Source organism: Pseudomonas sp. GW822-FHT06D10, from assembly GCF_058799535.1.
This window is the reverse complement of sequence record NZ_JBXALN010000001.1, coordinates 737,322-759,229: the sequence shown is the minus strand read 5'-3', so window position 1 is coordinate 759,229 and position 21,908 is coordinate 737,322. Positions and strand designations below refer to the sequence as shown.

Annotated in this window: 18 protein-coding genes; 8 read left to right on the top strand and 10 right to left on the bottom strand. The window is 64.1% G+C overall.

Annotated elements, in window-relative coordinates; genetic code table 11:
• Positions 1 to 21 precede the first annotated feature (21 nt).
• Positions 22 to 582, bottom strand: a complete 561-nt coding sequence (locus tag AC1RL5_RS03335; RefSeq protein WP_015635738.1) for a carboxymuconolactone decarboxylase family protein — start codon at positions 580 to 582, stop codon at positions 22 to 24.
• Positions 583 to 686: 104 nt separating this feature from the next.
• Between AC1RL5_RS03335 and AC1RL5_RS03330 the strand changes: the two genes are divergently transcribed.
• Positions 687 to 1,598, top strand: coding sequence for an AraC family transcriptional regulator (locus AC1RL5_RS03330; protein WP_053151810.1), 912 nt, complete (start codon positions 687 to 689; stop codon positions 1,596 to 1,598).
• An 18-nt stretch (positions 1,599 to 1,616) separates the two neighbouring features.
• Here the strand turns inward: AC1RL5_RS03330 and AC1RL5_RS03325 are convergent, their stop codons facing one another.
• The 5 genes from AC1RL5_RS03325 to AC1RL5_RS03305 all read right to left on the bottom strand — a co-directional run bounded on the left by AC1RL5_RS03325 (position 1,617) and on the right by AC1RL5_RS03305 (position 5,391).
• A complete protein-coding gene (locus AC1RL5_RS03325) occupies positions 1,617 to 2,219 on the bottom strand; it encodes a methionine ABC transporter permease (RefSeq protein WP_169891845.1) in 603 nt (200 codons plus the stop codon).
• A gap of 65 nt (positions 2,220 to 2,284) precedes the next feature.
• Entirely contained in the window at positions 2,285 to 3,262 is a 978-nt protein-coding gene (locus AC1RL5_RS03320; protein ID WP_011061473.1) for a methionine ABC transporter ATP-binding protein, read from the bottom strand.
• Entirely contained in the window at positions 3,259 to 4,068 is an 810-nt protein-coding gene (locus AC1RL5_RS03315) for a MetQ/NlpA family ABC transporter substrate-binding protein (RefSeq protein ID WP_072450244.1), read from the bottom strand. Before AC1RL5_RS03315 ends, AC1RL5_RS03320 begins: the two co-directional genes overlap by 4 nt.
• A gap of 28 nt (positions 4,069 to 4,096) precedes the next feature.
• Entirely contained in the window at positions 4,097 to 5,134 is a 1,038-nt protein-coding gene (locus tag AC1RL5_RS03310; protein WP_145711981.1) for an isopenicillin N synthase family dioxygenase, read from the bottom strand.
• A gap of 41 nt (positions 5,135 to 5,175) precedes the next feature.
• Positions 5,176 to 5,391 carry a TOBE domain-containing protein gene (locus AC1RL5_RS03305; protein ID WP_011061476.1) on the bottom strand — a complete coding sequence of 72 codons (216 nt, stop codon included), beginning with the start codon at positions 5,389 to 5,391 and terminating at the stop codon, positions 5,176 to 5,178.
• 222 nt (positions 5,392 to 5,613) lie between these two features.
• On the opposite strand from AC1RL5_RS03305, the gene AC1RL5_RS03300 reads away from it, so the two are divergent.
• From AC1RL5_RS03300 to AC1RL5_RS03275, 6 genes are all read left to right on the top strand, one after another.
• Positions 5,614 to 6,435 carry an aldo/keto reductase gene (locus tag AC1RL5_RS03300; RefSeq protein ID WP_011061477.1) on the top strand — a complete coding sequence of 274 codons (822 nt, stop codon included), beginning with the start codon at positions 5,614 to 5,616 and terminating at the stop codon, positions 6,433 to 6,435.
• Positions 6,436 to 6,637: 202 nt separating this feature from the next.
• The gene (locus AC1RL5_RS03295) at positions 6,638 to 9,475 is read left to right on the top strand and encodes an ATP-binding protein (protein ID WP_103407272.1); all 2,838 of its coding nucleotides are present in this window, start codon (positions 6,638 to 6,640) and stop codon (positions 9,473 to 9,475) included.
• Complete coding sequence (gene pvrR / locus AC1RL5_RS03290) at positions 9,462 to 10,652, top strand: response regulator cyclic di-GMP phosphodiesterase PvrR (RefSeq protein WP_072450241.1); 1,191 nt, start codon at positions 9,462 to 9,464, stop codon at positions 10,650 to 10,652. Before AC1RL5_RS03295 ends, pvrR begins: the two co-directional genes overlap by 14 nt.
• A 106-nt stretch (positions 10,653 to 10,758) precedes the next feature.
• The gene (locus tag AC1RL5_RS03285; protein WP_492588942.1) at positions 10,759 to 13,944 is read left to right on the top strand and encodes a hybrid sensor histidine kinase/response regulator; all 3,186 of its coding nucleotides are present in this window, start codon (positions 10,759 to 10,761) and stop codon (positions 13,942 to 13,944) included.
• 74 nt (positions 13,945 to 14,018) lie between these two features.
• Positions 14,019 to 14,666 (top strand): response regulator, encoded by a 648-nt coding sequence (locus AC1RL5_RS03280; RefSeq protein WP_072450239.1) that lies wholly within the window; start codon positions 14,019 to 14,021, stop codon positions 14,664 to 14,666.
• Between the two features lie 26 nt (positions 14,667 to 14,692).
• Positions 14,693 to 15,100 carry a TIGR03067 domain-containing protein gene (locus AC1RL5_RS03275; RefSeq protein ID WP_072450238.1) on the top strand — a complete coding sequence of 136 codons (408 nt, stop codon included), beginning with the start codon at positions 14,693 to 14,695 and terminating at the stop codon, positions 15,098 to 15,100.
• A gap of 24 nt (positions 15,101 to 15,124) precedes the next feature.
• On the opposite strand, the gene AC1RL5_RS03270 is transcribed toward AC1RL5_RS03275, so the two are convergent.
• Both AC1RL5_RS03270 and AC1RL5_RS03265 read right to left on the bottom strand, forming a co-directional pair.
• Positions 15,125 to 17,401, bottom strand: coding sequence for an ATP-dependent DNA helicase (locus AC1RL5_RS03270; RefSeq protein WP_072450237.1), 2,277 nt, complete (start codon positions 17,399 to 17,401; stop codon positions 15,125 to 15,127).
• Positions 17,398 to 19,044 carry a VRR-NUC domain-containing protein gene (locus tag AC1RL5_RS03265; protein ID WP_093403371.1) on the bottom strand — a complete coding sequence of 549 codons (1,647 nt, stop codon included), beginning with the start codon at positions 19,042 to 19,044 and terminating at the stop codon, positions 17,398 to 17,400. The genes AC1RL5_RS03270 and AC1RL5_RS03265 overlap by 4 nt, the downstream gene beginning before the upstream one ends.
• Before the next feature lie 206 nt (positions 19,045 to 19,250).
• On the opposite strand from AC1RL5_RS03265, the gene AC1RL5_RS03260 reads away from it, so the two are divergent.
• Positions 19,251 to 19,475 carry a YgdI/YgdR family lipoprotein gene (locus AC1RL5_RS03260; protein ID WP_072450236.1) on the top strand — a complete coding sequence of 75 codons (225 nt, stop codon included), beginning with the start codon at positions 19,251 to 19,253 and terminating at the stop codon, positions 19,473 to 19,475.
• Positions 19,476 to 19,491: 16 nt separating this feature from the next.
• Here the strand turns inward: AC1RL5_RS03260 and AC1RL5_RS03255 are convergent, their stop codons facing one another.
• Both AC1RL5_RS03255 and pueA read right to left on the bottom strand, forming a co-directional pair.
• A complete protein-coding gene (locus tag AC1RL5_RS03255) occupies positions 19,492 to 19,872 on the bottom strand; it encodes a hypothetical protein (protein WP_041118378.1) in 381 nt (126 codons plus the stop codon).
• 163 nt (positions 19,873 to 20,035) lie between these two features.
• Entirely contained in the window at positions 20,036 to 21,889 is a 1,854-nt protein-coding gene (gene pueA, locus AC1RL5_RS03250; RefSeq protein WP_041118380.1) for a polyurethane esterase A, read from the bottom strand.
• Between the last annotated feature and the right edge of the window lie 19 nt (positions 21,890 to 21,908).

The window sequence follows — 21,908 nt, the reverse complement described above, 5'->3', positions numbered from 1 at the left end:
CGCAACCGCCGGCGCCCTGGCTCATTGACCTTGCACTGACCAGCGATACTTGGCCAGCTCGGGGTTCAGTTCAGTGCCGGCGAACACGTTGGCAAAGTTGCACAGGGTGGCCAGGCTGATGCCCAGGATCACTTCCAGGGCATTGCCTTCGCTGTATCCTGCCGCCTTGAACTGGGCATAGCCGGCGTCGCTGACCTTGCCCCGGGTGGCGATCACTTCCCGGGCAAATGCCGCCAGGGCTTCCAGCCGGGCTTCGGGCAAGGTGCTCTGCTCGCGCAGGGCGCTGACCACCGGGTCCGCAAGTTTGGCCTTGTTCAGGGCCACCGAGGTATGACCTGCGACACAGAAATCGCAGCCATGGGTGGTGGCGGCCACCAATTGCACCACTTCACGCTCCGCCAGGCTCAACTCGGCCTTGCCGTTGAGGGCGGACACCGTGACGTAGGTTTCCAGGGCCGCCGGGGCATTGGCCAGGATGCCCAGCAGATTGGGGATAAAGCCCGAGTTCTTCAGCGCGTTCTCAAGAAAGGGCCGAGCGGCTTCTGGAGCCGTGTGCAAGGTGTGTAGAGTGACGCGGGACATGGAGTGGACTCCTGCTGTGTAGGTGTGCGTCAAGTCTGTTGGTTATAAGAATTCCGATCCATATTCTAAAGTAGCGATTACTTGCTTCTGAGTGTTTCCCTTAGATGATTTCGTCAAGCCCACTGGTTGATTGGTTATTAGAAGGCCTGGAACTCGATGCCAGCCTGTTTCACGTCGGACGCTACTGCGGAGGCTGGCACGCCAGCACCCAGGGCCTGGCCCGGGCCAGCTTCCACCTGATCGTCCAGGGCCATTGCTGGCTGCATATCGACGGCGCGCCCCAGGCCCTGCGCCTGGATGCCGGGGACGCGGTATTCCTGCTGCAGGACCTGGGCTACCGGCTGTCCAGTGCCCAGCAGGCTGAAGCGGCGCAGCAACTGCCGCGCACGCCCATGGCGCCCCTGGAGCCGGGAGCCCAGGACGGTGTGGGGCTGGTCTGCGGCTTTTTCCATTTCAAGCCCGGGCTGTCCTCGCTGATCATCGACAGCCTGCCGGGCTGGCTCATCCTGCGGGCCGGCGACCCATCCCTGAGCGCCGCCCGGGCGCTGTTCCAGCTGATTCTCGAAGAATGCCAGCGCACCCCGGCGCCCTCCTCGGCGCTGCTGGAACGCCTGAGCCATCTGCTGTTTTTGTATGTGCTGCGCCAACAGGTCAACGCCAACCAGGACCTCGGCGGCCTGGTGGCCCTGGCCCGCCACCCGGGGTTTGCACCGCTGCTGGAGCAGTTGATCCAGCGCCCCGGAGAAGCCTGGCCCCTGGAAAGCATGGCGGCCCTGACCGGGCTTTCGCGCTCGGCGTTCTTCAAGCGGTTCAATGAACTGGCCGGGCAATCCCCGGGGCAGGTACTGCTGGCCCTGCGCATGCGCCACGCCTGCCAGTTGCTCAAGGCCAACCAGACAGTGGAGCAAGTGGGCGCCGCCGTGGGCTATCAGTCGATCGCCGCCTTCACCCGGGCCTTCACCAAGGCCGTGGGCCTGCAGCCCGGGGCCTATCGCAAGCAGCACGAAGGGCGCTGAAACGCGCCCCGAATGTACTCAGCGGCGATGGGCCAGGGCCCGCACCAGGCGGTCGCCGCAGCTCTGTACCCCCTGTACCAGCAGCACCAGGACCAGCACCGTGGCCACCATGATCTGGTTGTTGAACCGCTGATAGCCGTAGCGGATCGCCAGGTCCCCCAGGCCGCCACCGCCGATGACGCCGGCCATGGAGGAAAAACCGATCAGCATCACCAGGGTCAGGGTCAGCCCCGCCAGCAGGGCCGGCAAGGCTTCCGGCAGCAGCGCCTTGAAGATCACATGGCCGATGTGCCCGCCCATGGCCAGGATCGCCTCGACCCGACCGCGGTCCACTTCATCCAGGGCGTTCTCGACGATCCGCGCAAAAAACGGAAAGGCGCCGATGGTGATGGGCACCACCGCGGCAGTGCTGCCCAGGGTGGTGCCCACCACCAGCCGGGTCAGGGGGATCAGCGCAATCAGCAGCACCACGAAGGGCAGCGAGCGCCCCAGATTGACCAGCCCGCCCAATAGCCGGTTGAGCCTTGGCATGGGGTACAGGCCGCCCTTGCGGCTGATGAACAGCAGCACCCCCAGGGGCAGGCCGATCAACAGGGTGAACAGCGAGGCCAGCAGCACCATGTACAGGGTTTCACCCGTGGCGGTCAGCAGCAGCTGCGCCAGTTCCTGCCAATCGAGGCTGCGGTTCACAGGCGTTCACTCCGAATTCCTCGCTGGGCCAGGGCCGTCAGCAGTTGTTGGAATTTGCCGGCGTCGGCGGGGGCGGCGGCGATGCGCAGGCGCCCTACCCGCCGGCCGCCTACCGCTTCGACACCACCGGCCAGGACCTTGAGCTCCAGCGCCTGCTGGCGGCTCAGTTGCTCCAGCAGCGGCGCCGCGCGCTGGTTGTCGAAAAAGGTCAGTTCGGCCTGGGGCTGGCTGCCGTTGAACGGCAGGTTGTAGCCCGGCAACAGCGCCCGGCCCAGGGCCGACTGCGGGTTGCCCAGCAGTTCGGCCACCGCCCCGCTCTCCATCAGCCGGCCGCCCGCCAGGGACGCGGCGTGGCTGCAAATGGCCTTGACCACTTCCAGCTCGTGGGTGATCAGCACAATGGTCAGCCCCAGCTCGCGGTTGATCTGCGCCAGCAATTGCAGGATCGACGCCGTGGTTTCCGGGTCCAGGGCGCTGGTGGCCTCATCCGACAGCAGGTAACGCGGCCCGGCGGCCAGGGCCCGGGCGATGCCCACCCGCTGCTTCTGGCCACCGGACAGTTGCGAAGGATAGGCCTGGGCCTTGTCGCCAAGACCCACCAGTTCCAGCAGTTCCAGAACCCGCGCACGGCGCTGGCTTTTGCCCAGGCCGGCAATTTCCAGAGGCACCGCGACGTTGTCCTCAACCGTGCGCGAATGCAGCAGGTTGAAGCCCTGGAAGATCATGCCGATGCCCTGGCGCTGCCGGCGCAGCTCGCTCGCGGACAAGGCGCCAAGGTCCTGGCCGTCCATCAGGATGCGCCCGCTGCTGGGCCGCTCCAGCAGGTTCAGGCAGCGCAACAGGGTCGACTTGCCGGCGCCGCTGCGCCCGAGAATGCCGTACACCGCCCTGTCGGGAACCGTCAGCGAAACCCGATCCAGTGCCGCGGGCTGGCCTTCGCCGTAGACCTTGCAAAGCTGCTGGACCTCGATCATGGCTGGCGGTCCGTGACGGGAATCACCGAGCCCGAGTAGGTGCGGGTAATGAACGCCGCTACTTCCGGCGAGTTGAGGTCCTTGGCCAACTGACGGATGCGCGGGTCATCCTGCAGCTTGGGGGTGGTCACCAGGATGTTGGCGTAGGGATTGTGCTCGGCCTTTTCCAGGCCCAGGGCATCCTTGGCCGGCACCAGCCCGGCCTCCAGGGCGTAGTTGCCATTGATCACCGCCAGGTCCACGTCGTCCAGGGCCCGGGGGATCTGCGGCGATTCGATCTCCAGGATCTTCAGCTGTTTCGGGTTGTCGGCGATGTCCCTGGGGGTTGCCTGATCCCGGGCCGGGTCGGTGAAACCGGGCTTGAGGCGGATCAACTGGTAGCTCTGCAACAGGTACAGCGCGCGGCTGAGGTTGGTGACATTGTTGGGCACCGCGACGCTGGCGCCCTGGGGCAACTGCTCGAAGCGCTGGTGACGCTTGGAATAGATCCCCAGGGGCTCGATGTGCACGCTGGCAGCCACGGCGAAGGGCTGGCCCAGGGCCTGTTCCTGAGACTTGAGGTACGGCAGGTGCTGGAAGTAGTTGGCGTCCACATCGCCGTGGGCCAGCAGTTCGTTGGAGTTCACGCCATTGGGAATCTCGATGATCTTGAGCTGCAATTGCGGGTCGAGTTTTTGTACGTAGGCGAGGATCTCGGCATGGGGCACCGGGTCGGCGGCTACCCGCAACGGCTGCGCCGCAGTGGTCGGCAGGGCCGCCCCCAGGCTGGCCAGCAACGCCAGGGTCCAGACGGTGTTCTTCAGCATGGCAGTGTCCTTGAGCAGCGGATGAAGGTCAGGCACTCAGTGCCTTGGGCACCAGGGCATCGGGGTAGAAACGCCGGGCCACGTCCGGATGCGAACGCAGGCGGCCCTTGAGGTAGTTCCAGCCCACTTCGCGAAACAGCGGGTTGTCGGGGTCGCTGGCCGGGCCCCGGGCTTCGCGCAACAAGGCTTCGGGCAAGGGATACAGCGGCACCCGGGCATCGAGTTGGGCACCGAGGAAAAACGCGATGGACAGCCGCTGGCGATCCGCGGGCGGCGACTGCACCCGGTGCACGGTGGCGCGCAGATAGCCGTGGGTGGCCAGTTCCAGCAGCTCGCCGATGTTCACCACCAGGGTGTTGTCCCGGGGCGGCGCGTCGATCCAGCGGCCCTCCTCCACTTCCACCTGCAGGCCGGCCTGCTGGTCCTGCAGCAGAAAGCTGAGGAACCCGGAATCCTTGTGGGCCCCCACGCCCTGGTTGCTCTGCCCCGGCGCGCGGCCAGGGTAGCGGATCAGCTTGATGTGCTCGTTGGGCCGTTCGCCGTACAGCCCATCGAAGGCATGTTCCGGCAGTGACAATGCCTGGGCAAAGCCGCGCAACAGGCGCAGGGACATGCCGGTCATTGCCTGCTGCCACTCCAGCAGCACGGGCTTGAACGCCGGCAGTTGCGCCGGCCATTGGTTGGGGCCCTGCAAGCGGGTCCACAGCGGGCTGTGGGGATCCAGGGGCAAGGCCTGGCGCTCGGCCCCCAGGTCGAACTGTTCCCGCAGGTCCGGCTGGCCCCGGGTGATCTCCGAAGCCGCCTGGTTATAGCCGCGAAAGTGCGGCGAGTGGATCATGCCCACGGCCGCCTTGTCGGCCTCGGGCAAGGCAAAGAACGCCCGCGCCTGGTCCTGCACCCGGCGCAGCAGGGCGCTGTCGACTCCGTGCCCGGTCAGGTAGAAGAAACCCACGTCCCGCGCCGCCTGGCGCAAGCCGTCGAGAAAGATCCGACGCTGCTCCGGGTGGCCCTGCAATTGGCTCAGGTCCAGGACCGGCAGCGCGGTGATATCCAGCGAGTGCGGCATGCTTCACTCCCCTGTGAATGGACGATGTCCGCAGGTGCGGCTCAGAGCTTGGCGATGGAGACTTCGGTGGACTTGACGAAGGCGATCACTTCGCTGCCGACCTTGAGTTCCAGGTCGCGCACCGAGCGGGTGGTGATCACCGAAGTGACAATGCCCGAGGCGGTCTGCACGTCGATTTCCGAAACCACCTGGCCTTCGTGGATCTCCTTGATCACGCCCTTGAACTGGTTGCGTACGTTGATCGCTTGAATGGTCATGCTGAAAAGTCCTTTGCTGGCACCGGGCTCAGGAGTTGAGCGGCTGGGGCTAAACATGCGCCTTTGGCAAAAGCCTTAAAAGGAATAAATAATTAGATAATTATTTCCTTTTGGAATATCAAAGACCCAGCCTCACGCCCTCGCGCAGCCTTGACCCTGCCCGCCGGCTTTGCTTCCCTGTGCCCTGCACTGATCACTCTCGACAGATACCAGGAGGTAAGCATGCGCACGTTGATGCTGGCAGACACGCAGGTTCCGGTGATTGGCCAGGGCACTTGGCGGATGGGCGAGGACCGCCACCTGCGGGATCAGGAAGTCGCTGCCCTGCGCACCGGCATCGACCTGGGCCTGACCCTGATCGACACCGCGGAGATGTACGGCGAAGGCGGTGCCGAGGAAGTGGTCGGCCAGGCCATTGCCGGGCGTCGCGACCAGGTGTTCCTAGTGAGCAAGGTCTACCCCCACAACGCCAGTCGCAAAGGCCTGCCCCTGGCCTGCGAGCGCAGCCTGAAACGCCTGGGCAGCGACTTCATCGACCTGTACCTGCTGCACTGGCGCGGCCAGTATCCCTTGGCGGAAACCGTCGACGCCCTGGAGCGCCTGCGCGAAGCCGGCAAGATCCGCCGCTGGGGAGTCTCCAACTTCGATGTGGCCGACCTGGACGAACTCGACTCCCCGGCCTGCGCTACCAACCAGGTGCTGTACAACCTGGAGTCCCGGGGTATCGAGTTCGACCTGCTGCCCGCCTGCCAGCAACGGCGGATGCCGCTCATGGCCTATTGCCCGATCGGCCAGGGTGGCGCTTTGCTGGCCGAACCGGTGCTGCTGCAGGTCGCCCAGCGCCATGGGGTCACCGCGGCCCAGGTGGCCCTGGCCTGGCTGCTACGCCAGGACGGCGTGCTGGTGATTCCCAAGGCGGTGCGCCCGGCACACATCCGTCAGAATGCCCAGGCCGGCCAATTGCAATTGCCCGACGAGGACCTGCAGGCCCTGGATCAGGTGTTTGCTCCGCCACGGCGCAAGCAGCGCCTGGAAATGGTCTAGGCACAACACCGACGCAACGAGCATTTTTCAAACCGCGAAGGCTGCACGATAGCCATTGAAAAATTGAACAGGCGAGGAAAGTTGCGAGGTTCGACGGATAAGGAAGTGCCTGAACACTGTAAGTGCCACAAACCTACTGTGTACCGGGCGATTTAAGAATTGTCTGATCCCTGCTTGGCATGCCCCCAATTACAGTTGGCGCATGAGATTAAAAAGCTACCTGCATCAGATCAATCCCCTATTTTCCAGTCCTGAAGCAGCCCGCCGGCTGCTTCGTGTCGTGGCGCTTATTTTTCTGGTCGGCCTGTTCGGCGCGGTCTACAACTTTCTTCGCTCCAGCCTGCACAACGAACTCTCACAACGGCAAAGCTACATGAGTAGTGCCATTGCCGAGGCCCAGGCATTCTTCACCAGCCGCACGGCCCTGTTGGAAAGCCTGAGCCTGGCGGCGGTCCACGACCCTGGGGAACATATCGGCCCGTCAGGAGCCAGCGGCATGTCCAAAGAACAGATGTACCTGCAGCTGGGTGAGCCGCAAGGCAACCAGTGGGGGATCTGGCTGACCCTGCGCATGCGCAACTACCTGCAAAACAAGCAACTGAACCTGCTCTACATTCCCGGCACCCGCGACCTGCAGGTGCAACGCCTGTTCAGCACCCGGCCGCAAAGCGACGACTTGCCCGGCGGGCTGCTGGACAAGCTGGCCACCCTCAAGCCCGAGCAGATCCCTGCCGGCGAAGAACTGTGGCTGATGGACACCTCCGCGGCGGGCGCCCGCCTGTACATCTTCATTCGCCTCGACGAACGCTTCGCCCACTCCGGCTGGCTTGGCCTGGAGATGGATGGCAAGAGCGTCTGCGCCGCCCTCAGCGACCAGAGCGCCGGGGACTTCATGATGTTCAATTCCCAGGGCGGGCTGATTTTCAGCAGCGTGCCCAGCGCCCAGCTGAGTGCCGAAGTGCAGCAGATCCAGGGCGGCAGTTTCTTCGGTTTTCTCGGCGGCCGCTGGTGGCCCGACCATCTGGTGATCCGCAAACAGTTAGGGGACACCGACTGGCAACTGGTGTACTCCTTCGACCTGCAGAACCTGCTCAAGAGTCTCTGGCCGCAGTTGCTGGCGGCGCTGCTCATCAGCCTGACCGGCATGGCTCTGATCGGCCTGCTGACCCACTGGGTCGAAGTGCGCCTGATCGCCCCCGCCCTGCACCGGATCCAGGCCCTGGTCGAAAGCGAGGCCTTCAGCCGCGACGTGATCCAGATCGCTCCGGTGGCACTCTGTGTATTGCGCCGCAGCGATGGCCGGGTGGTGCTGGAAAACACCCTGTCCCAGCAATGGCTGGGCAACGGCAGCGAACGCGACCAGCTGTGTTCCGGGTGGATCGAGCAGGCCTTCGACCCGGCCCGCCCCAACAGCTCGGACTACTTTGAAACCGCCGACGGGCGCCATCTGTACCTCAGCTCCGCCCCCACTCGCTACAACGGTGAAGACGTGCTGTTCTGCGCCTTCAGCGATATCAGCGCTCGCAAGCAGATCGAGGCGGCGCTGGAAGAAGCCAAGCGCCTGGCCGATACCGCCAACGAAGCCAAGACCCTGTTCCTGGCCACCATGAGCCACGAGATCCGCACGCCACTGTATGGCGTGCTCGGCACCCTGGAGCTGCTGTCGCGGACCCAGCTGGACAACCAGCAGAAGGATTACCTGCAAGCCATAGAAGGCTCTTCCGGTACGCTGCTGCAGTTGATCTGCGACGTGCTCGACGTGTCCAAGATCGAAGCCGGGCAACTGGCCCTGGAGCTCAGCGAATTCTCCTCCCTGGATCTGGTGCACGAGATCATCCAGGGCTACGCGGCGGCCGCCCAGGCCAAGGGCCTGCAATTCTATGCCTGTGTCGACCCGCAGTTGCCGGAGATCCTGCTCGGCGATGTCACCCGGATCCGCCAGATCCTCAGTAACCTGCTGAACAACGCGGTCAAGTTCACCGATACCGGGCGCATTGTCCTGCGGGTCCGCACCGAAAGCCGCGATGGCGAGCGCAGCAACATCCTCTGGCAGGTTTCCGACACCGGCCGGGGCATTGCCCAGGACGACCAGACACTGATCTTCGAGCCCTTCTACCAGACCGAAGGCAACACCAACGTGATCGCCGGCACCGGCCTGGGCTTGCCGATCTGCCAGCGCCTGACCCAATTGATGAACGGCAATATCCGCATGGTCAGCGAGCTCGGCCTGGGTAGCAGTTTCACCCTGACTCTGCCGCTGGAGGCCTCGGCCGTGCAGGGCGACACCCCGCCGATCAGCCCATTGCTGCCGGAGATGGTCTATGTGGTGTCCCCGGTGCGTGAACTGGCCGAATCGGTGGCGGGCTGGCTGCGCCGCTGGGGTGCCCGGGCCCAGTTCAGCCTGCCGAGCCCGTCCGACCGGGCCCGAGGCAACGTACTGATCGAACTACACCCCGGCAGCGTGGAGCAGCGCCTGGAACCCGACTGGCAGGGCCCTCTGGTGCTCGCCAGCGGCGATGGCCATAACGAACCGCGGATCGACGGCGGCAGTTGGCAGATCAACACCAACAACCTGCGGGCGATCCATCAGGCCGTCAGCCAGGCCCAGGGGGTCTGGGTGGCCCAGAGCGAGGATCACTCCGATCACCGCGAGCTGAAAAAGCTCAGCCTGCATGTCCTGGTGGCCGAAGACAACGTGATCAACCAGTTGATCCTCAAGGACCAACTGGAAGAACTGGGGTGCAGCGTGGAGCTGGCCTCGAACGGTGAAGAGGCCCTCTGCATCTGGAAGGCCGGTCGTTTCAACGTTGTGCTGACCGATGTGAACATGCCGAAACTCAACGGTTATGAACTGGCCCAGGAGCTTCGGCGTCAAGGCTGTTCGATCCCCATCATCGGGGCAACGGCCAATGCAATGCGCGGAGAAGAAGAGCTCTGTCTTGCAGCCGGGATGAACCACTGCCTGGTGAAGCCCTTTGCATTAAGAGCGTTGTTCAACTATCTGGCGCCCTATGAAAGAGCCTCCCATGAAGTCCTGTAGCATTTTGATCGTCGAAGATCAGCCGTTTCAGTACATGTACCTGCAACACTTGTTCAACGAGCTGGGGCCCTACCAGCTGGAGGTGGCAAGCAGCGGCAAAGAAGCACTGGAACGCCTCAAGCAGCGGCACTTCGACCTGGTACTGACAGACCTGCTGATGCCCGGCATGGATGGCGTGCAGTTCATCCAGAGCCTGGCCACCCATCGCGTGCGCCCGGCCCTGGCCATCATGAGTGCGTCATCCCGGCGCATGCTGATGGGCGCCAGCCTGGTGGCCCGCAACCTGGGGCTGAAGGTCATCGGGTTGATTTCCAAACCCGTGAACCTGGCTGCACTGCGTGCACTCACCGCTCAGTTGCCAGGGCTCGCCAATGACAGCAGCCCCCCACAGATCGGGGTCGAATGCAGCCCAGAGACCCTGCGTGAAGCCCTGCGCAACGGGCAGATCCAGGCCTGGTTCCAACCCAAGAAAGCCTTGAACAACGGTCGCATCGTCGCCGCTGAAGCCCTGGTGCGCTGGATCCACCCACAACATGGCATGCTCCTGCCTTGCGACTTCCTGCCGGCACTCACCGAGGCCCGCCTCGAAGAAGAACTGCTGTGGCTGATCCTGGAGCAGGCCCTTGAGGCCCAGGTGCACTGGCGCGAAGACGGCTATGACATCCCGGTGTCCATCAACCTGCCGACCCACCTGCTCAACAGCCCCGACCTGGCCGATCGCCTGTACGACTTCGTGATCCAGCACAACGGTGTGCCGGCCAGGATCTGCTTCGAACTCATGGAATGTTCGACCCCGGAGCACATCAGCAACTTCTACGCCGGAGCCTGCCGCCTGCGCATCAAGGGCTTCGGCCTGTCCCAGGACGACTTCGGCAAGGGCTACAGCTCCTACATGAACCTGGTGTCGACACCCTTCACCGAATTGAAGATCGACCGGGGGCTGGTCCAGGGCTGCCACAACAATGAAGAAATAGCCCAGGCCCTGACCTGCATCATCGCCCTGGGCCGGCAACTGGGCCTGACAGTCGTCGCCGAAGGCGTGGAAAGCGCCCACGAACTGGCTCTGTTGCGCAAGATCGACTGCACGCAGGTGCAGGGCTTCCTGATTTCCCATGCGGTCTCCTCGCAACAGTTTCAGCAACTGCTGGCCCAAGACGGGCCGGCCACGGTGTATTAACCGATGAACCCATTGCCTGCCCGCGCAACAGTCACTCATCGCTGACGGTCCTGCCCCAGAGATAGGAATCTCGGCAGGGCCCTTATATGTGTTTGGAAAATCAGTGATGAAAGAAAGCAGCACCTTGCTGCAGAACCTGGCTCGCAGCTTGCCCCGATTGAACATGGGCATACTGTTGGGCCTGGCGCTGCTGCTGTTCGCCACCCTGTACTGGACCCTCGAGCGTCTGTTCGATGAACAGAACAGCAACGTGCGCTTACATTTCGCCCAACTGATGGAGAACATCCAGGAGCAGGAGCGGTTTCTCAAACGCCTGGTCGCGCGCCATTCGATCGACGCCCTGAGCCTCGACGCCCCTCATCACCTGAACCTGCAAGCCTTCCCGCCCACCGCAGGCCAGCAATCCCCCTTCGCAACGCCCTTCAGCCTGAGCTTGTACCCCCAACAGCCGGCGGCCGGCGAGCTGCCCAGGGTGTTCGCCCTGGGGCTACAGCTGTCGAGCTTCTACAGCGCCTTCTGGTCAGGCTCGCACCATGTCGCTCCGCGAACCTTTGTGTTCAACACCTTCGGCCATTTCGACATCAGCCCCCCCGGGGGAAACACCGCGCCCGACACCAAGGTGGCAGACCAGGTGCTGTACCAGCAGATCGTGAAGAGCGCCGGCTTTGCCGACCACCAGATCCATTGGCAACAGTACAGGCCGCCCGCGTCGGAAGCTCTACCGGCCAGGTTCCTGGCGTACATCAACCTGCATGAGCCGGCTCCACCGCTGGATGTCCAGGGAGGCAACGACTGGAGCGTGGTCGCGTCACTGCTGAGCCTGGATGACCTCGATTACCTCGAGCACACCAGTCACTGGTCGATCTACGACGACTTCACCCTCATCGAACCTTCCGGCACCGCCCTCACCGGCGACCCGGCGCCTGCCGACGTGCTGCGTGAAGGCCTCAACTTCGGCCTACAGGGGATGATCGTCAAGGTGACCAGCCAGACTCCACAGCTGTGGACCGGGCTCTATGCCATCAGCTACAGGAACTACCTCGACTACGCGCTGTGGGCCATGCTGAGCCTGCTGGCCCTCGGGGTAGGCAGCATCGCCTGCGGCTGGGCCACCAGCCGCTGGTACCGCAACAAGGTGGTGGTCCCGGCACAACGGGCGCAGCAATGCCTCAATGAAAGCGAAGACTTCAACCGTGTGGTCATCGACACCGTTCCCTCGGGGCTATGCGTGGTGAGCCGCGACAACCTCCAGGTAATCCTGCAGAACCGTCAGGCCGAGCAGTGGGAAGGCATGGCGCAACTGCTGTCTCGGCTGGCACAGGACCGCAGCCTGATCGACGGCGGCGAAACCAGCCTCGACATCGACGGGCGCTACCTGCAGGTAGAGTTCGTCTCGACCCGCTACCAACGCCAGGATGTGCTGGTGTGTACCTTCAACGATGTCACCCGGCATGTGGAAGATGCCCGGGCGCTGGAGCGGGCCAAGCGCTCGGCGGACGCCGCCAATGCCGCCAAGACCCTGTTCCTGGCCACCATGAGCCATGAAATCCGCACCCCGCTGTACGGCGTGCTCGGCACCCTGGAACTGCTCGGCCTGACCCGCCTGGACAGCCGCCAGAGCGACTACCTGCAGACCATCCAGCGCTCCTCCAGCACCCTGTTCCAGTTGATCAGCGATGTGCTCGACGTCTCCAGGATCGAGGCCGGGCAAATGAGCATCGATCCGCGGGAGTTCTGCCCGCTGGACATGCTGGAGGACGTCTTGCACGCTCACGCTGCCTCTGCCCAGCGACGCGGCCTGCTGTTCTATGCCTGCATCGATCCCAACCTGCCGGATCTGCTGCTAGGGGACGCCGCGCGAATCAGCCAGATTCTCAACAACCTGCTGAGCAATGCGATCAAGTTCACCGAAAGCGGCCGGGTGGTGTTGCGGGTCCGGTTGCTGGAGTTACGCGACCAGCAAGCCCGTATCGAATGGCAGGTCACCGATACCGGGATCGGCATTTCACCCCAGCAGCAACCCCAGCTGTTCGTCCCCTTCTTCCAGGTACGCGACGCCTCCAACGAAGCCGGGGCCGGCCTCGGGCTGGCGATCTGCGAGCGCCTGTGCCAGATGATGGGTGGGCAGATGCAGGTGACCAGCGAGCCGGGGCTGGGCAGTAGTTTCTCTTTGCGCCTGACGCTGCGCTGCCTGCCAGGAGGGCTGCCGCCATTGCTGCCATGGCCCGAAGGTGCGCCAGTGTATGTCCGGGCTCCGGTGCCGGAGTTGCTGAAAAACACCTGTGACTGGCTCGGCCGCCTGGGAGTCCCGGCCAATCCGGCCCCCCCTGGCTGGAGCGACGAGCCTCAGACTGGCGTGCTCATCGACATGCTGCCCAGGGATGGCCTGGCCTCCTGGCCTGGCCCATGCGTCAGTGCCGTCTCTGGGGGCGGTAGTGGCCGCCTGTCGCAGGCCACCTCCTGGCAGGTCGACGCCCACGATATTCGAGCCATCGCCCAGGCCGCGGTGCTGGCCCACCAGGGCCTGCCCCTGTGCCAGGCACAGACACAGCACAGAGCCGGCCGCGTGGGCCAACTGAACCTGCGTATCCTGGTGGCCAAACATAGCCCGATCAACCAGGCAATCATCAAGGAGCAACTGCAGGCCCTGGGCTGCCAGGTGACCCTGTCGGCCAATGGCAAGCAGGCCCTGGAACACTGGCAGCCACAGCACTTCGACATCGTGATCACCGACGTCAATATGCCACTCATGAACGGCTACGAGTTGGCACGGGAGCTGCGTCGCCGCGACCCGCAACTGCCGATCATCGGTGTCACCGCCAATGCATTGCGCGAGGAAGGCATCCGCTGCCTCGCCGCCGGCATGAACACCTGGATAGTCAAACCCATGAACCTGCAGACCCTGCGGGGGCATCTGTCGAAGTTGTGCCCGACCAGCACCGCGATCGCACCACCCAGCATTCCGCCGGCCGCACCGTCCCGGCCTCCCCCCGACACAGCACAAGGCGACTGGATTCAAGTCACCGAGAAAATGCGCCCGCTGTTTCTCAGTACCATGCACGAGGACCTGCGGCGGCTGGCCGAGGCGCTGGACAGCGGCGCCGGCAAGACTGCCGCCGCCCGCCTGCACAGCATCGCCGGTGCCATGGGGGCGGTGCAGGCAGCCCCACTGGCCAAGGCGTGCGCCGAACTGGAGTGCCGATTGCTGGACGGTGCTCTGACTGCGGATTTGCAAGCCCAGGCCAGGCAACTGATGCAACGCTTGTCCAGACTCCTGTTGCCCCTTGAATAATGGCCCGCTGGGTTTAATGTACCGACGTTCCCTAGCTCCTTTACTAAATTGCCTATTACACGGGTGTGTTTGCCATGGAAAAACTGAAAGTAATCATCGCTGACGATCACCCTATCGTGTTGCTCGGTGTACGTGAGCTGATGGAGCGTGATGAGCGCTTCGAGATCGTCGGCGAAACCCTGTCTTCCCAAGGCCTGATCCAGAAGCTGGAAAGCTGCCAGGTGGATGTGGTCATCACCGACTACAACATGCCCGGGGACTCGCCCTACGGTGATGGCCTGAAGCTGGTGGAATACCTCAAGCGCAACTTCCCGCACGTGCAGATCCTGATCCTGACCATGATTTCCAATCAGTTGATCCTCACCCGCCTGCGGGAGCTGGGTGTGGTCGGCGTGATCCAGAAGAGCCAGTTGCACGAGGAAATCCAGGTCGCCCTCAAGGCCATTGCCCAGAAAGCCGTGTATCGCAGCCTGGAGCCGGCCCCCAATTCGGTGCTGGAATCCAATGTCGCCATCGACGAGCGCATCTCCACCCTGTCGCCCAAGGAATTCGAGATTCTGCGCCTGTTCGTTTCCGGCAAGAGTGTCAGCGAGATCGCCCGCAGCCAGAACCGCAGCGCCAAGACCATCAGCGCGCAGAAGATCTCCGCCATGCGTAAACTGGAGGTGCAGAGCGACCAGGACCTACTGACCTACTGCATTGGCCGCAATATATTCAACTGATTTCCAGCCCAAGGAACTGCCTGAAAATGGATTTGATTTCACCCGAAACCGCCGACCTGCTGGAGCTGCAACGCTTGCAAGGGGCCTGGGAACAGATCGCGATGGAAGACAGCGGCGTGCTCAACCCACCGGACGAACACAGCGCCCCCGGCGCCCTGACCTTTATCGAAGGGCAGGATTTTCGCGTGGTGACCCCGGCCGGTGAACTGCTGCTGGCCGGCACCTTTACCCTCGACAGCAGCACCCATCCCAAGTCGATCACCTGGACTGACTCCATGGGCGCAGACGCCGGCCAGGCGCTGCCGGCCAGCTACCAGCTGAGCGACGATGAGTTCGTATTCATCGCCGCCGATGCCGGCCAACCCCGGCCAAGCCATTTCCGCACGGGCCCGGGCCAGACCCTGCGCCGCTTTGTCCGCGCTCGCCAGGCCTGAACCGGCACACCCCTCCTGCCCGGCCTAGCCGCCAGCCGGCGGCGCGTCCAGGGCCCACCAGCTCGGCAGCAGCTGGCGGACCCTGGGTTCGGCAAAGCGATCATCGATCAGCACCAGCACCCCACGGTCGGACTGGCCACGGATCACCCGCCCTGCCGCCTGCACCACTTTCTGCAGGCCCGGGTACAGGTAGGTGTAGTCATAGCCGGAGCCGAACAGCGCCGCCATGCGCTGCTTCATCTGCTCGTTCAGCGGGTTGAGCTGGGGCAGGCCGAGAGTGGCGACAAAGGCCCCGATGAGTTTCGACCCCGGCAGGTCGATGCCCTCGCCGAAAGCACCGCCGAGTACGGCGAAACCGATACCCTGCCCCTCTGGGCGAAACTGCTGGAGAAAGTCCTGCCGCGAAGCCTCGTCCATGCCTCGGGACTGGCACCAGAGCGCAATGTCCGGGTGCTCGCGCGCCAGTAACCCGGCCACCTGTTGCAGGTAGTCGAAGCTGCTGAAGAACGCCAGGTAGTTGCCCGGACGCGCCGCGAACTGCCGGGCCATCAGCTCGACAATCGGCGCCAGGGAGGCCTGCCGGTGGGCATAGCGGGTAGAAATGCGGCTGACAATCTGCACCTCCAACTGCCCGGCGTCGAACGGCGATTCCACATCCAGCCACACGGTGTTGTCCGGCAGCCCCAGCAGGTCAGCGTAGTAACCTCGGGGATTGAGGGTGGCGGAGAACAGCACCGTGCTGCGAGCCGCCGCCAACCGTGGCCCCAGCAGCGCCGCCGGCACCACATTACGCAGGCTCAGGCGCGACAGGCTGCGCTTGGCGCCCAGGGCGCGCTTGCTGATGTCGAAGATGAACTGCTGCTCATCGAACAGCTCCGCCACCCGGGCAAACTGCAGCAGTTCGAAATACAGGCCCTGCAAACCGCTGTCCAGGCCCCGGGGCTGTTCGTTGAAATAGTCCCCCAGGGCCGCTACGCACAGGGCCAGGGCCTTGAGCAGCGCGGCAGGTAGCTGGGCATAGGCCTGATACTCGGCCACCTGCTCCTTGTGCAAAGCATTCCACTCACGATTGAGCCGCTGCAACGGGCTCTTCAAGGCCTGGGGCGCGCTGCTGCGCACGCTCGCCAATTGCTGCTGGTCCAGGCTCGCGCTGTACATGCCACGCCCGCGCTCCACCAGGTTGTGGGCCTCGTCCACCAGCACCGCCACCTGCCACTGGTTGGCCTGGGCCAGGCCGAAGAGCAAGGCGCTGAAGTCGAAGTAGTAGTTGTAGTCGGCCACCACCAGGTCACTCCAGCGAGCCATTTCCTGGCTCAGGTAGTAGGGGCAGACCTGATGCTCCAGGGCCACCTCGCGCAGCGCCTGACGATCCAGCAATGGCACCTGGCTGGCGGCCTGGCGTGCCGCCGGCAGGCGGTCGTAAAAGCCCTTGGCCAGCGGGCAGGACTCACCGTGACAGGCCTTGTCCAGGTGTTCGCAGGCCTTGTCCCGGGCCACCAGCTCCAGCACCCGCAACGCCAGCCCCGGCACCCCGGAGAACAGCACCCGGGCGGCATCCAGGGCCAGTTGCCGGCCCGGGGTCTTGGCGGTGAGAAACAGCAGTGTGTCCAACTGCTGCGCAGCCATGGCCTTGAGCATGGGAAAGATCGTGCCCAGGGTCTTGCCGATGCCGGTGGGGGCCTGGGCCAGCAGGCAGCGCCCGGTGCTCACCGCCTTGTACACCGACTCGGCGAGCGGGCGCTGGCCGCGACGAAACTCGGCGTGGGGAAAGCGCAGGTCCCGGGTGGCCTGGTCCCGGGTCGCGCGATGGTGCATTTGCTGTTGCGCCCAGTGCAGGAACAGCGCGCACTGGCGATTGAAGAATTCTTCCAGCGCCTCGGCGCTGTGCTCTTGCACCAGCGCGGTTTCGCCTTCGCTGAGCACATCGAAATACACCAGCGAGACACGGATACTCGGCAGTTGCAGGCTCTGGCACAGCAGCCAGCCATAGACCTTGGCCTGGGCCCAGTGCAATTGCCGATGGTTGTCGGGCATGCGCTCAAGGTCGCCACGGTAGGTCTTGATCTCCTCCAGCAGGTTCTGCGCCGGGTCGTAGCCGTCCGCCCTGCCCTTGACCAAGAGCTCGGCGTATTGCCCCTCCAGGGCCACTTCACTCTGGTAGCCGGGGTTGCGTCGCGAAGCCACGGTACGGTGCCCGACAATGCCCTCCAGCGCCGTGGGCGATGGGGTGAAGCGCAGGTCCAGATCGCCGGCCTTGGCGCTGAATTCGCACAGGGCGCGCACCGCGATGCGGTAACTCACGCGCTGGGGTCCTGCCACTGCACGTAGCACACCGCCACCGGCATCCGGTGTTCCTGGCAGAAATCCAGCCAGCGCAGCTGGTTGTCCTGCAAGCGATCCCCCGGGCCCTTGACCTCGATCATCCGGTAGCGCTTCTCCTCGGGCCAGAACTGGATCAGATCCGGCATGCCGGCGCGGTTGGCCTTGATGTCCAGCAGCAGGCGCTGGAACCAGTGCTTCAAGTGCTCGGCGGGCAGGCAGTCAAGGGCCTGATCGAGCAACTCTTCGCTCAGCGCGCCCCAGAACACGAAAGGCGACTGCAACCCCCACTTGGCCACGAAGCGCTGGCGGATGCTCTGCCGGTAACGGCCATCGTCGAGTTCTGCCAGGCAGGCCTGGAACAGTTCGCTGCGCCGCTGATGGAAGTCCTCGCTGAACAGGTCCACCGGCCCGCGCTGGAACGGGTGGAAAAACGCACCGGGCAAGGGGGCAAAGATCGCCGGCCAGCACAGCAGGCCAAACAGCGAATTGACCAGGCTGTTCTCCACGTAGTGCACCGGCGCCTGGGGCTGGTGCAGATGGGCCTGGACATGCAGCTCCACCGCCAGGCCGTCGGCGTCACGCGCCAGGCACAGGTCCAGGCGCTGCACCTCGCGGTTGGCCGCCCGGGGCGCCGGCGGCCCGCCCAGCTTGCGCCGCAGCCGGGGCATGATCCGCAGCAGATGCTGGGCCTCGGCGGCGCTCTCGGGCGCGGCAGCGGCCTGCTCGGCCAGCGCCAGGGCGGCCTGGTATTCGGCGCTGCGCTCCAGCACCCGGATCAATCGCGATCGCGCCCCCGGGTAGGCGCACTCCTGGTAGATCTGCCGGGCCAGCGCCCAATGCGCCAGGCGCTCGCACTGCTGGCCGAGCTGAAACAGCAGCTTGGCCCGGCGTTTTTCCAGCCAGGGGTTGAGGGTCTGGAAGCGGGCAATGTGCGCCAGCACCTCGGGCAATTCGGCACCGGCCTCGAATGCTTCCTGGCACTCATGCAGATAGAGGAAGCCGTCCACGTCTTCGCGGCTGCGCAGGCCACGGGCATCGGCACTGATCTCGACCTTCTCGTAGCTGTAGATGCCCAGGTCCGCGAGGACGAACTCCGACCAGTCCTGATACAGGTTGCCAAAGAACATCAGGCGCAGGCGATCGCACAGCGGCATCAGCGTCAGGCTCAGGAGCCGGTCGGGCAGCGCCGGGCACCACTGGGCGAATGCCTGGGGCGCCAGGCCCTGCTGGGTTAGCTCTTGCAGCCACTGGTCTTTCCTGGCCTTGGCCGCAAGCCCGTTGAAGCACTGCAGGATCTCGGCCTTTTGCAGCAGGCCGAACAGCTCTTCCAGGCAGAGCGGCGCCTGCTCATCGACCCAGCCCAGCGCCAGCAACGGCTCCAGGGCCACGGCGCTGTCGCCGATCTCCGGGTAGCTGAGCTTGCTCAGGCGAAAGTGCCGACCCTTGCGCATCACCATGCGCACCAGCAGGGCCTGGGAAGGCTCGGCCAGTTGCGCGAAATCAAGGATGAAGCGCTGTTCGTCGGCGCTCAGCACATCGGCATAGCGCAGCTGCAGCCAGTTCAATACCTGGCGGAAGTTGTGCAGGTAATAGAGGGGGTTTTCGAGGGGATTGGAAGTCACTGAACGCAAGCGCCACGGCTGATCGGATACTGGTTATGCATACAGATAACAGCCGGCGACCGGGTCTGGCAAACACTATTGGATAAATGGCACAGCGAAGTTTTTTACAATTCCCTGGCGAACTTTCGTCGTCTTCACTACACCAAGGGCCCATGGCTATAGTGTCCGGCGCCAATGCGCGTACGCATCATTGATGAGAGGTCTGTATGAAAGTGAAGAACCTGGGATTGTTTCTGGCCGCTTGCGGCGCCATGGCCTTGGCCGGTTGCGCCTCGCCCACTGTGGTGACCCTGCAGAACGGCACCCAATACCTGACCCGGGACCAGCCCAAGACCAAGACCGCCGACGGCTTCTATGAATTCCAGGACATTTCCGGCAAGACCATCCGGGTCAAGGCGGACGATGTGGCCACCGTCCGCCAGGAAAACTGATCCGCTGCGGTTGAAGTCAGTGCGACCAGGGAAAGGGCCCCTGCCCTGGCTCGCAGAAAATCCCCAGGGGCTTGCCGCGCCTGGACAATTCGTTACGCACCTGCTGGCAACGCTCGCGCTCCCGGGCCTCGGCGTTGTCGATGCTGATGTTGCCGGTGGTATCCGGCCTCTTGTCGTCCCCCAGACGCACCTGGGCCCAGGGTTGTTCGGGTTGCACATGGAAGCGGCTCGGGGCCGGCTCCTCCTTCACTTCAGGCGCCGGCTGGCCGGCCGGCAACTGGTCCGGGGTCACCCCATAGCGCTTCAAAATCGAGCTGTGAGGCAATTCCTCGGCGGATGCCATGACCACCCACAGGGCCAGCACCACACCGCTCGCATACCTCTTGCTGTTACTCACCGTCAAAACTCTCCTGTCATTGCCGTAGCGTGAATGCCTGCCTGTACTAACGAGCTGATACGTTTCAGCTTTACCGCTATTGGAGTCGCAAATCGACTGACAGGTCACTTTCCCCGGCAATGAACGGTGCGAGGCCCATTGCAGGCCCCGCGCCGCGCCGGCATCAGGCGAGAACGATGCCGGAACCGTTGAGGTGCTCCAGGCTGACCCCCACCAGGGTCACCGAGTCCTGGCCGAAGGTCAGCACCGTGTCGTTACCACTGCTGCTGGCATGAGCCCGATAGTCCTGGTCCGGCAGCACGCCGCTCACCCCCATGAACACCAGCTTGTCGCCACCCTGGTAGCCGAGGATGCGGTCCTGGCCAAAATGCCCGGTGAACAGAAAGGTATTGTTGCCGCCTCCGGCTTCCATCAGGTCGTTGCCGGCACCGCCAACGAACACGTCGTTGCCCTGGCCGCCGATCAGGTGGTCGTTGCCGTCCAGGCCGAACAGCCAGTCGCCGCCGGCATGGGCCTTGAGCACGTTGTCGCCCGCATCGCCCCTGACCGACGAGGCGTACTGGGTAACCTGCCCGCCGGCCTTGAGGCCCTGGTCGGTGACCTGGTGGATCACATCATCCTTGAACAGGCCCCAGAGAAAGCCCGGCTCCTTGCTCTGGATCGCGCCAATGTCGCGGGTCATGCTGATACCGCCATTGGCGTCGCGCAGGTACAGGGTCCCGGCGCCGTCGCTGGCAAAGCTGTAGTTCTTGACCGACTGCTGCAGGTCCAGGGTGTTGCTGCCCTGGCCGCCGAGGATGATGTTGTAGCCGCCGCTGTCGCGGAACGTATCGTTGCCGGCCCGGCCTTCCAGGTAGTCGTTGCCGCTGCCGCCCTGGATCAGGTCGTTGCCGTCGCTGCCGATGATGAAGGTGCTGCCCTTGTGGGTCTCGGCATTGCGGTTGAGGTCCTGGACCCAGGTACTGGCCCGGGCCGGGTCCGACAGGTTGGCTACCACGATGGTGGAGTCCTTGCTGGTGAAGTCGTAGAACTTCGACTCCAGCACCCGGGACAGGCCGTCGCCGTAGCCGGTGGGCAGGTGGGAGAGCCAGGTGGGAATGTTGAGGATCGAGAACGGCAGCACATTCCACAGGGTCGAGGCGTAATGGTCGTTGAAGTTGACGATGTTGTTGGTCGCCGAGTCCTGGTGGGCGTCATGCACCCCGAGGGACGACAGGTTGAAGGTTGAGCCGTCCAGGGCGCGGAACACCGGGTCGTTCTCGTAGCCGATGTTCAGCACCTTGTCGCTGGCGCTCTGGGTCGGCGAGGCGTAGGCGATGTAGTTGGAGTCCTTGTAGAACCCCGACCAGCGTTCGCTGCTCAGGTCCGCCAGGCTGTTGACCCCCAGCCCGCCCAGGCTGTGGCCGCTGACCAGGACATCCTTGCCCGACAGGCCATTGGCCTGGGCGAAAGCCGCCACATCTCCCAGCAGCTTGCCGAACGCCTCGCCGGCATAGTTCTTCGCATAGTCCTTGGGCCCCAGGGCCGCCAGCAGGTCGTTGATCACATCACCGATGGTGTCACTGATCACCGATTCCCGTGGCCCGCTGGTGCCGCGAAAGGCAATGCCGATGGATTCCAGGTGGCCCTGGGCATCGTACTTGCCGAGGATTTCCACCTGGGCCGTGCCGTAGCCGGCCTTCTCGCCAAAGAAGGTTCCCCGGCCATCGACCTTGCCGTCGTAGCCCAGTTGCTGGGCGCTGATGGTGGACCAGCCGGCCTGGTGCAGGGCATCCAGCGCGGCCTTCTCGGAGTCGGGGTTCCAGGGAATGCCGGGGATTACCCCCTGGGAATTGCCGCTGCCGATCAGCGCCGTGACCAGGGTCGCCGGCAGGCCCAGGCCGAAGCCGTTGTGCTGGTAGCCCTCGGCAAAGCCGTTGTCGATGTTGTGGTAGGAGTACAGGGTGATCGCCAGCGCATCGGAAAACAGCGCCTTGGAGTCACTTGCAGTGAAGTTCTTGTAGTCAAACACACCCATGGTATTGCCTCTTCTGTTG

Bases quoted from the DNA above. Each gene is read 5' to 3' on its own strand.
- AC1RL5_RS03335 (WP_015635738.1), bottom strand. From the start codon at position 582: ATGTCCCGCGTCACTCTACACACCTTGCACACGGCTCCAGAAGCCGCT.
- AC1RL5_RS03330 (WP_053151810.1), top strand. From the start codon at position 687: ATGATTTCGTCAAGCCCACTGGTTGATTGGTTATTAGAAGGCCTGGAA.
- AC1RL5_RS03325 (WP_169891845.1), bottom strand. From the start codon at position 2,219: ATGGTGCTGCTGGCCTCGCTGTTCACCCTGTTGATCGGCCTGCCCCTG.
- AC1RL5_RS03320 (WP_011061473.1), bottom strand. From the start codon at position 3,262: ATGATCGAGGTCCAGCAGCTTTGCAAGGTCTACGGCGAAGGCCAGCCC.
- AC1RL5_RS03315 (WP_072450244.1), bottom strand. From the start codon at position 4,068: ATGCTGAAGAACACCGTCTGGACCCTGGCGTTGCTGGCCAGCCTGGGG.
- AC1RL5_RS03310 (WP_145711981.1), bottom strand. From the start codon at position 5,134: ATGCCGCACTCGCTGGATATCACCGCGCTGCCGGTCCTGGACCTGAGC.
- AC1RL5_RS03305 (WP_011061476.1), bottom strand. From the start codon at position 5,391: ATGACCATTCAAGCGATCAACGTACGCAACCAGTTCAAGGGCGTGATC.
- AC1RL5_RS03300 (WP_011061477.1), top strand. From the start codon at position 5,614: ATGCGCACGTTGATGCTGGCAGACACGCAGGTTCCGGTGATTGGCCAG.
- AC1RL5_RS03295 (WP_103407272.1), top strand. From the start codon at position 6,638: ATGAGATTAAAAAGCTACCTGCATCAGATCAATCCCCTATTTTCCAGT.
- pvrR (WP_072450241.1), top strand. From the start codon at position 9,462: ATGAAGTCCTGTAGCATTTTGATCGTCGAAGATCAGCCGTTTCAGTAC.
- AC1RL5_RS03285 (WP_492588942.1), top strand. From the start codon at position 10,759: ATGAAAGAAAGCAGCACCTTGCTGCAGAACCTGGCTCGCAGCTTGCCC.
- AC1RL5_RS03280 (WP_072450239.1), top strand. From the start codon at position 14,019: ATGGAAAAACTGAAAGTAATCATCGCTGACGATCACCCTATCGTGTTG.
- AC1RL5_RS03275 (WP_072450238.1), top strand. From the start codon at position 14,693: ATGGATTTGATTTCACCCGAAACCGCCGACCTGCTGGAGCTGCAACGC.
- AC1RL5_RS03260 (WP_072450236.1), top strand. From the start codon at position 19,251: ATGAAAGTGAAGAACCTGGGATTGTTTCTGGCCGCTTGCGGCGCCATG.
- pueA (WP_041118380.1), bottom strand. From the start codon at position 21,889: ATGGGTGTGTTTGACTACAAGAACTTCACTGCAAGTGACTCCAAGGCG.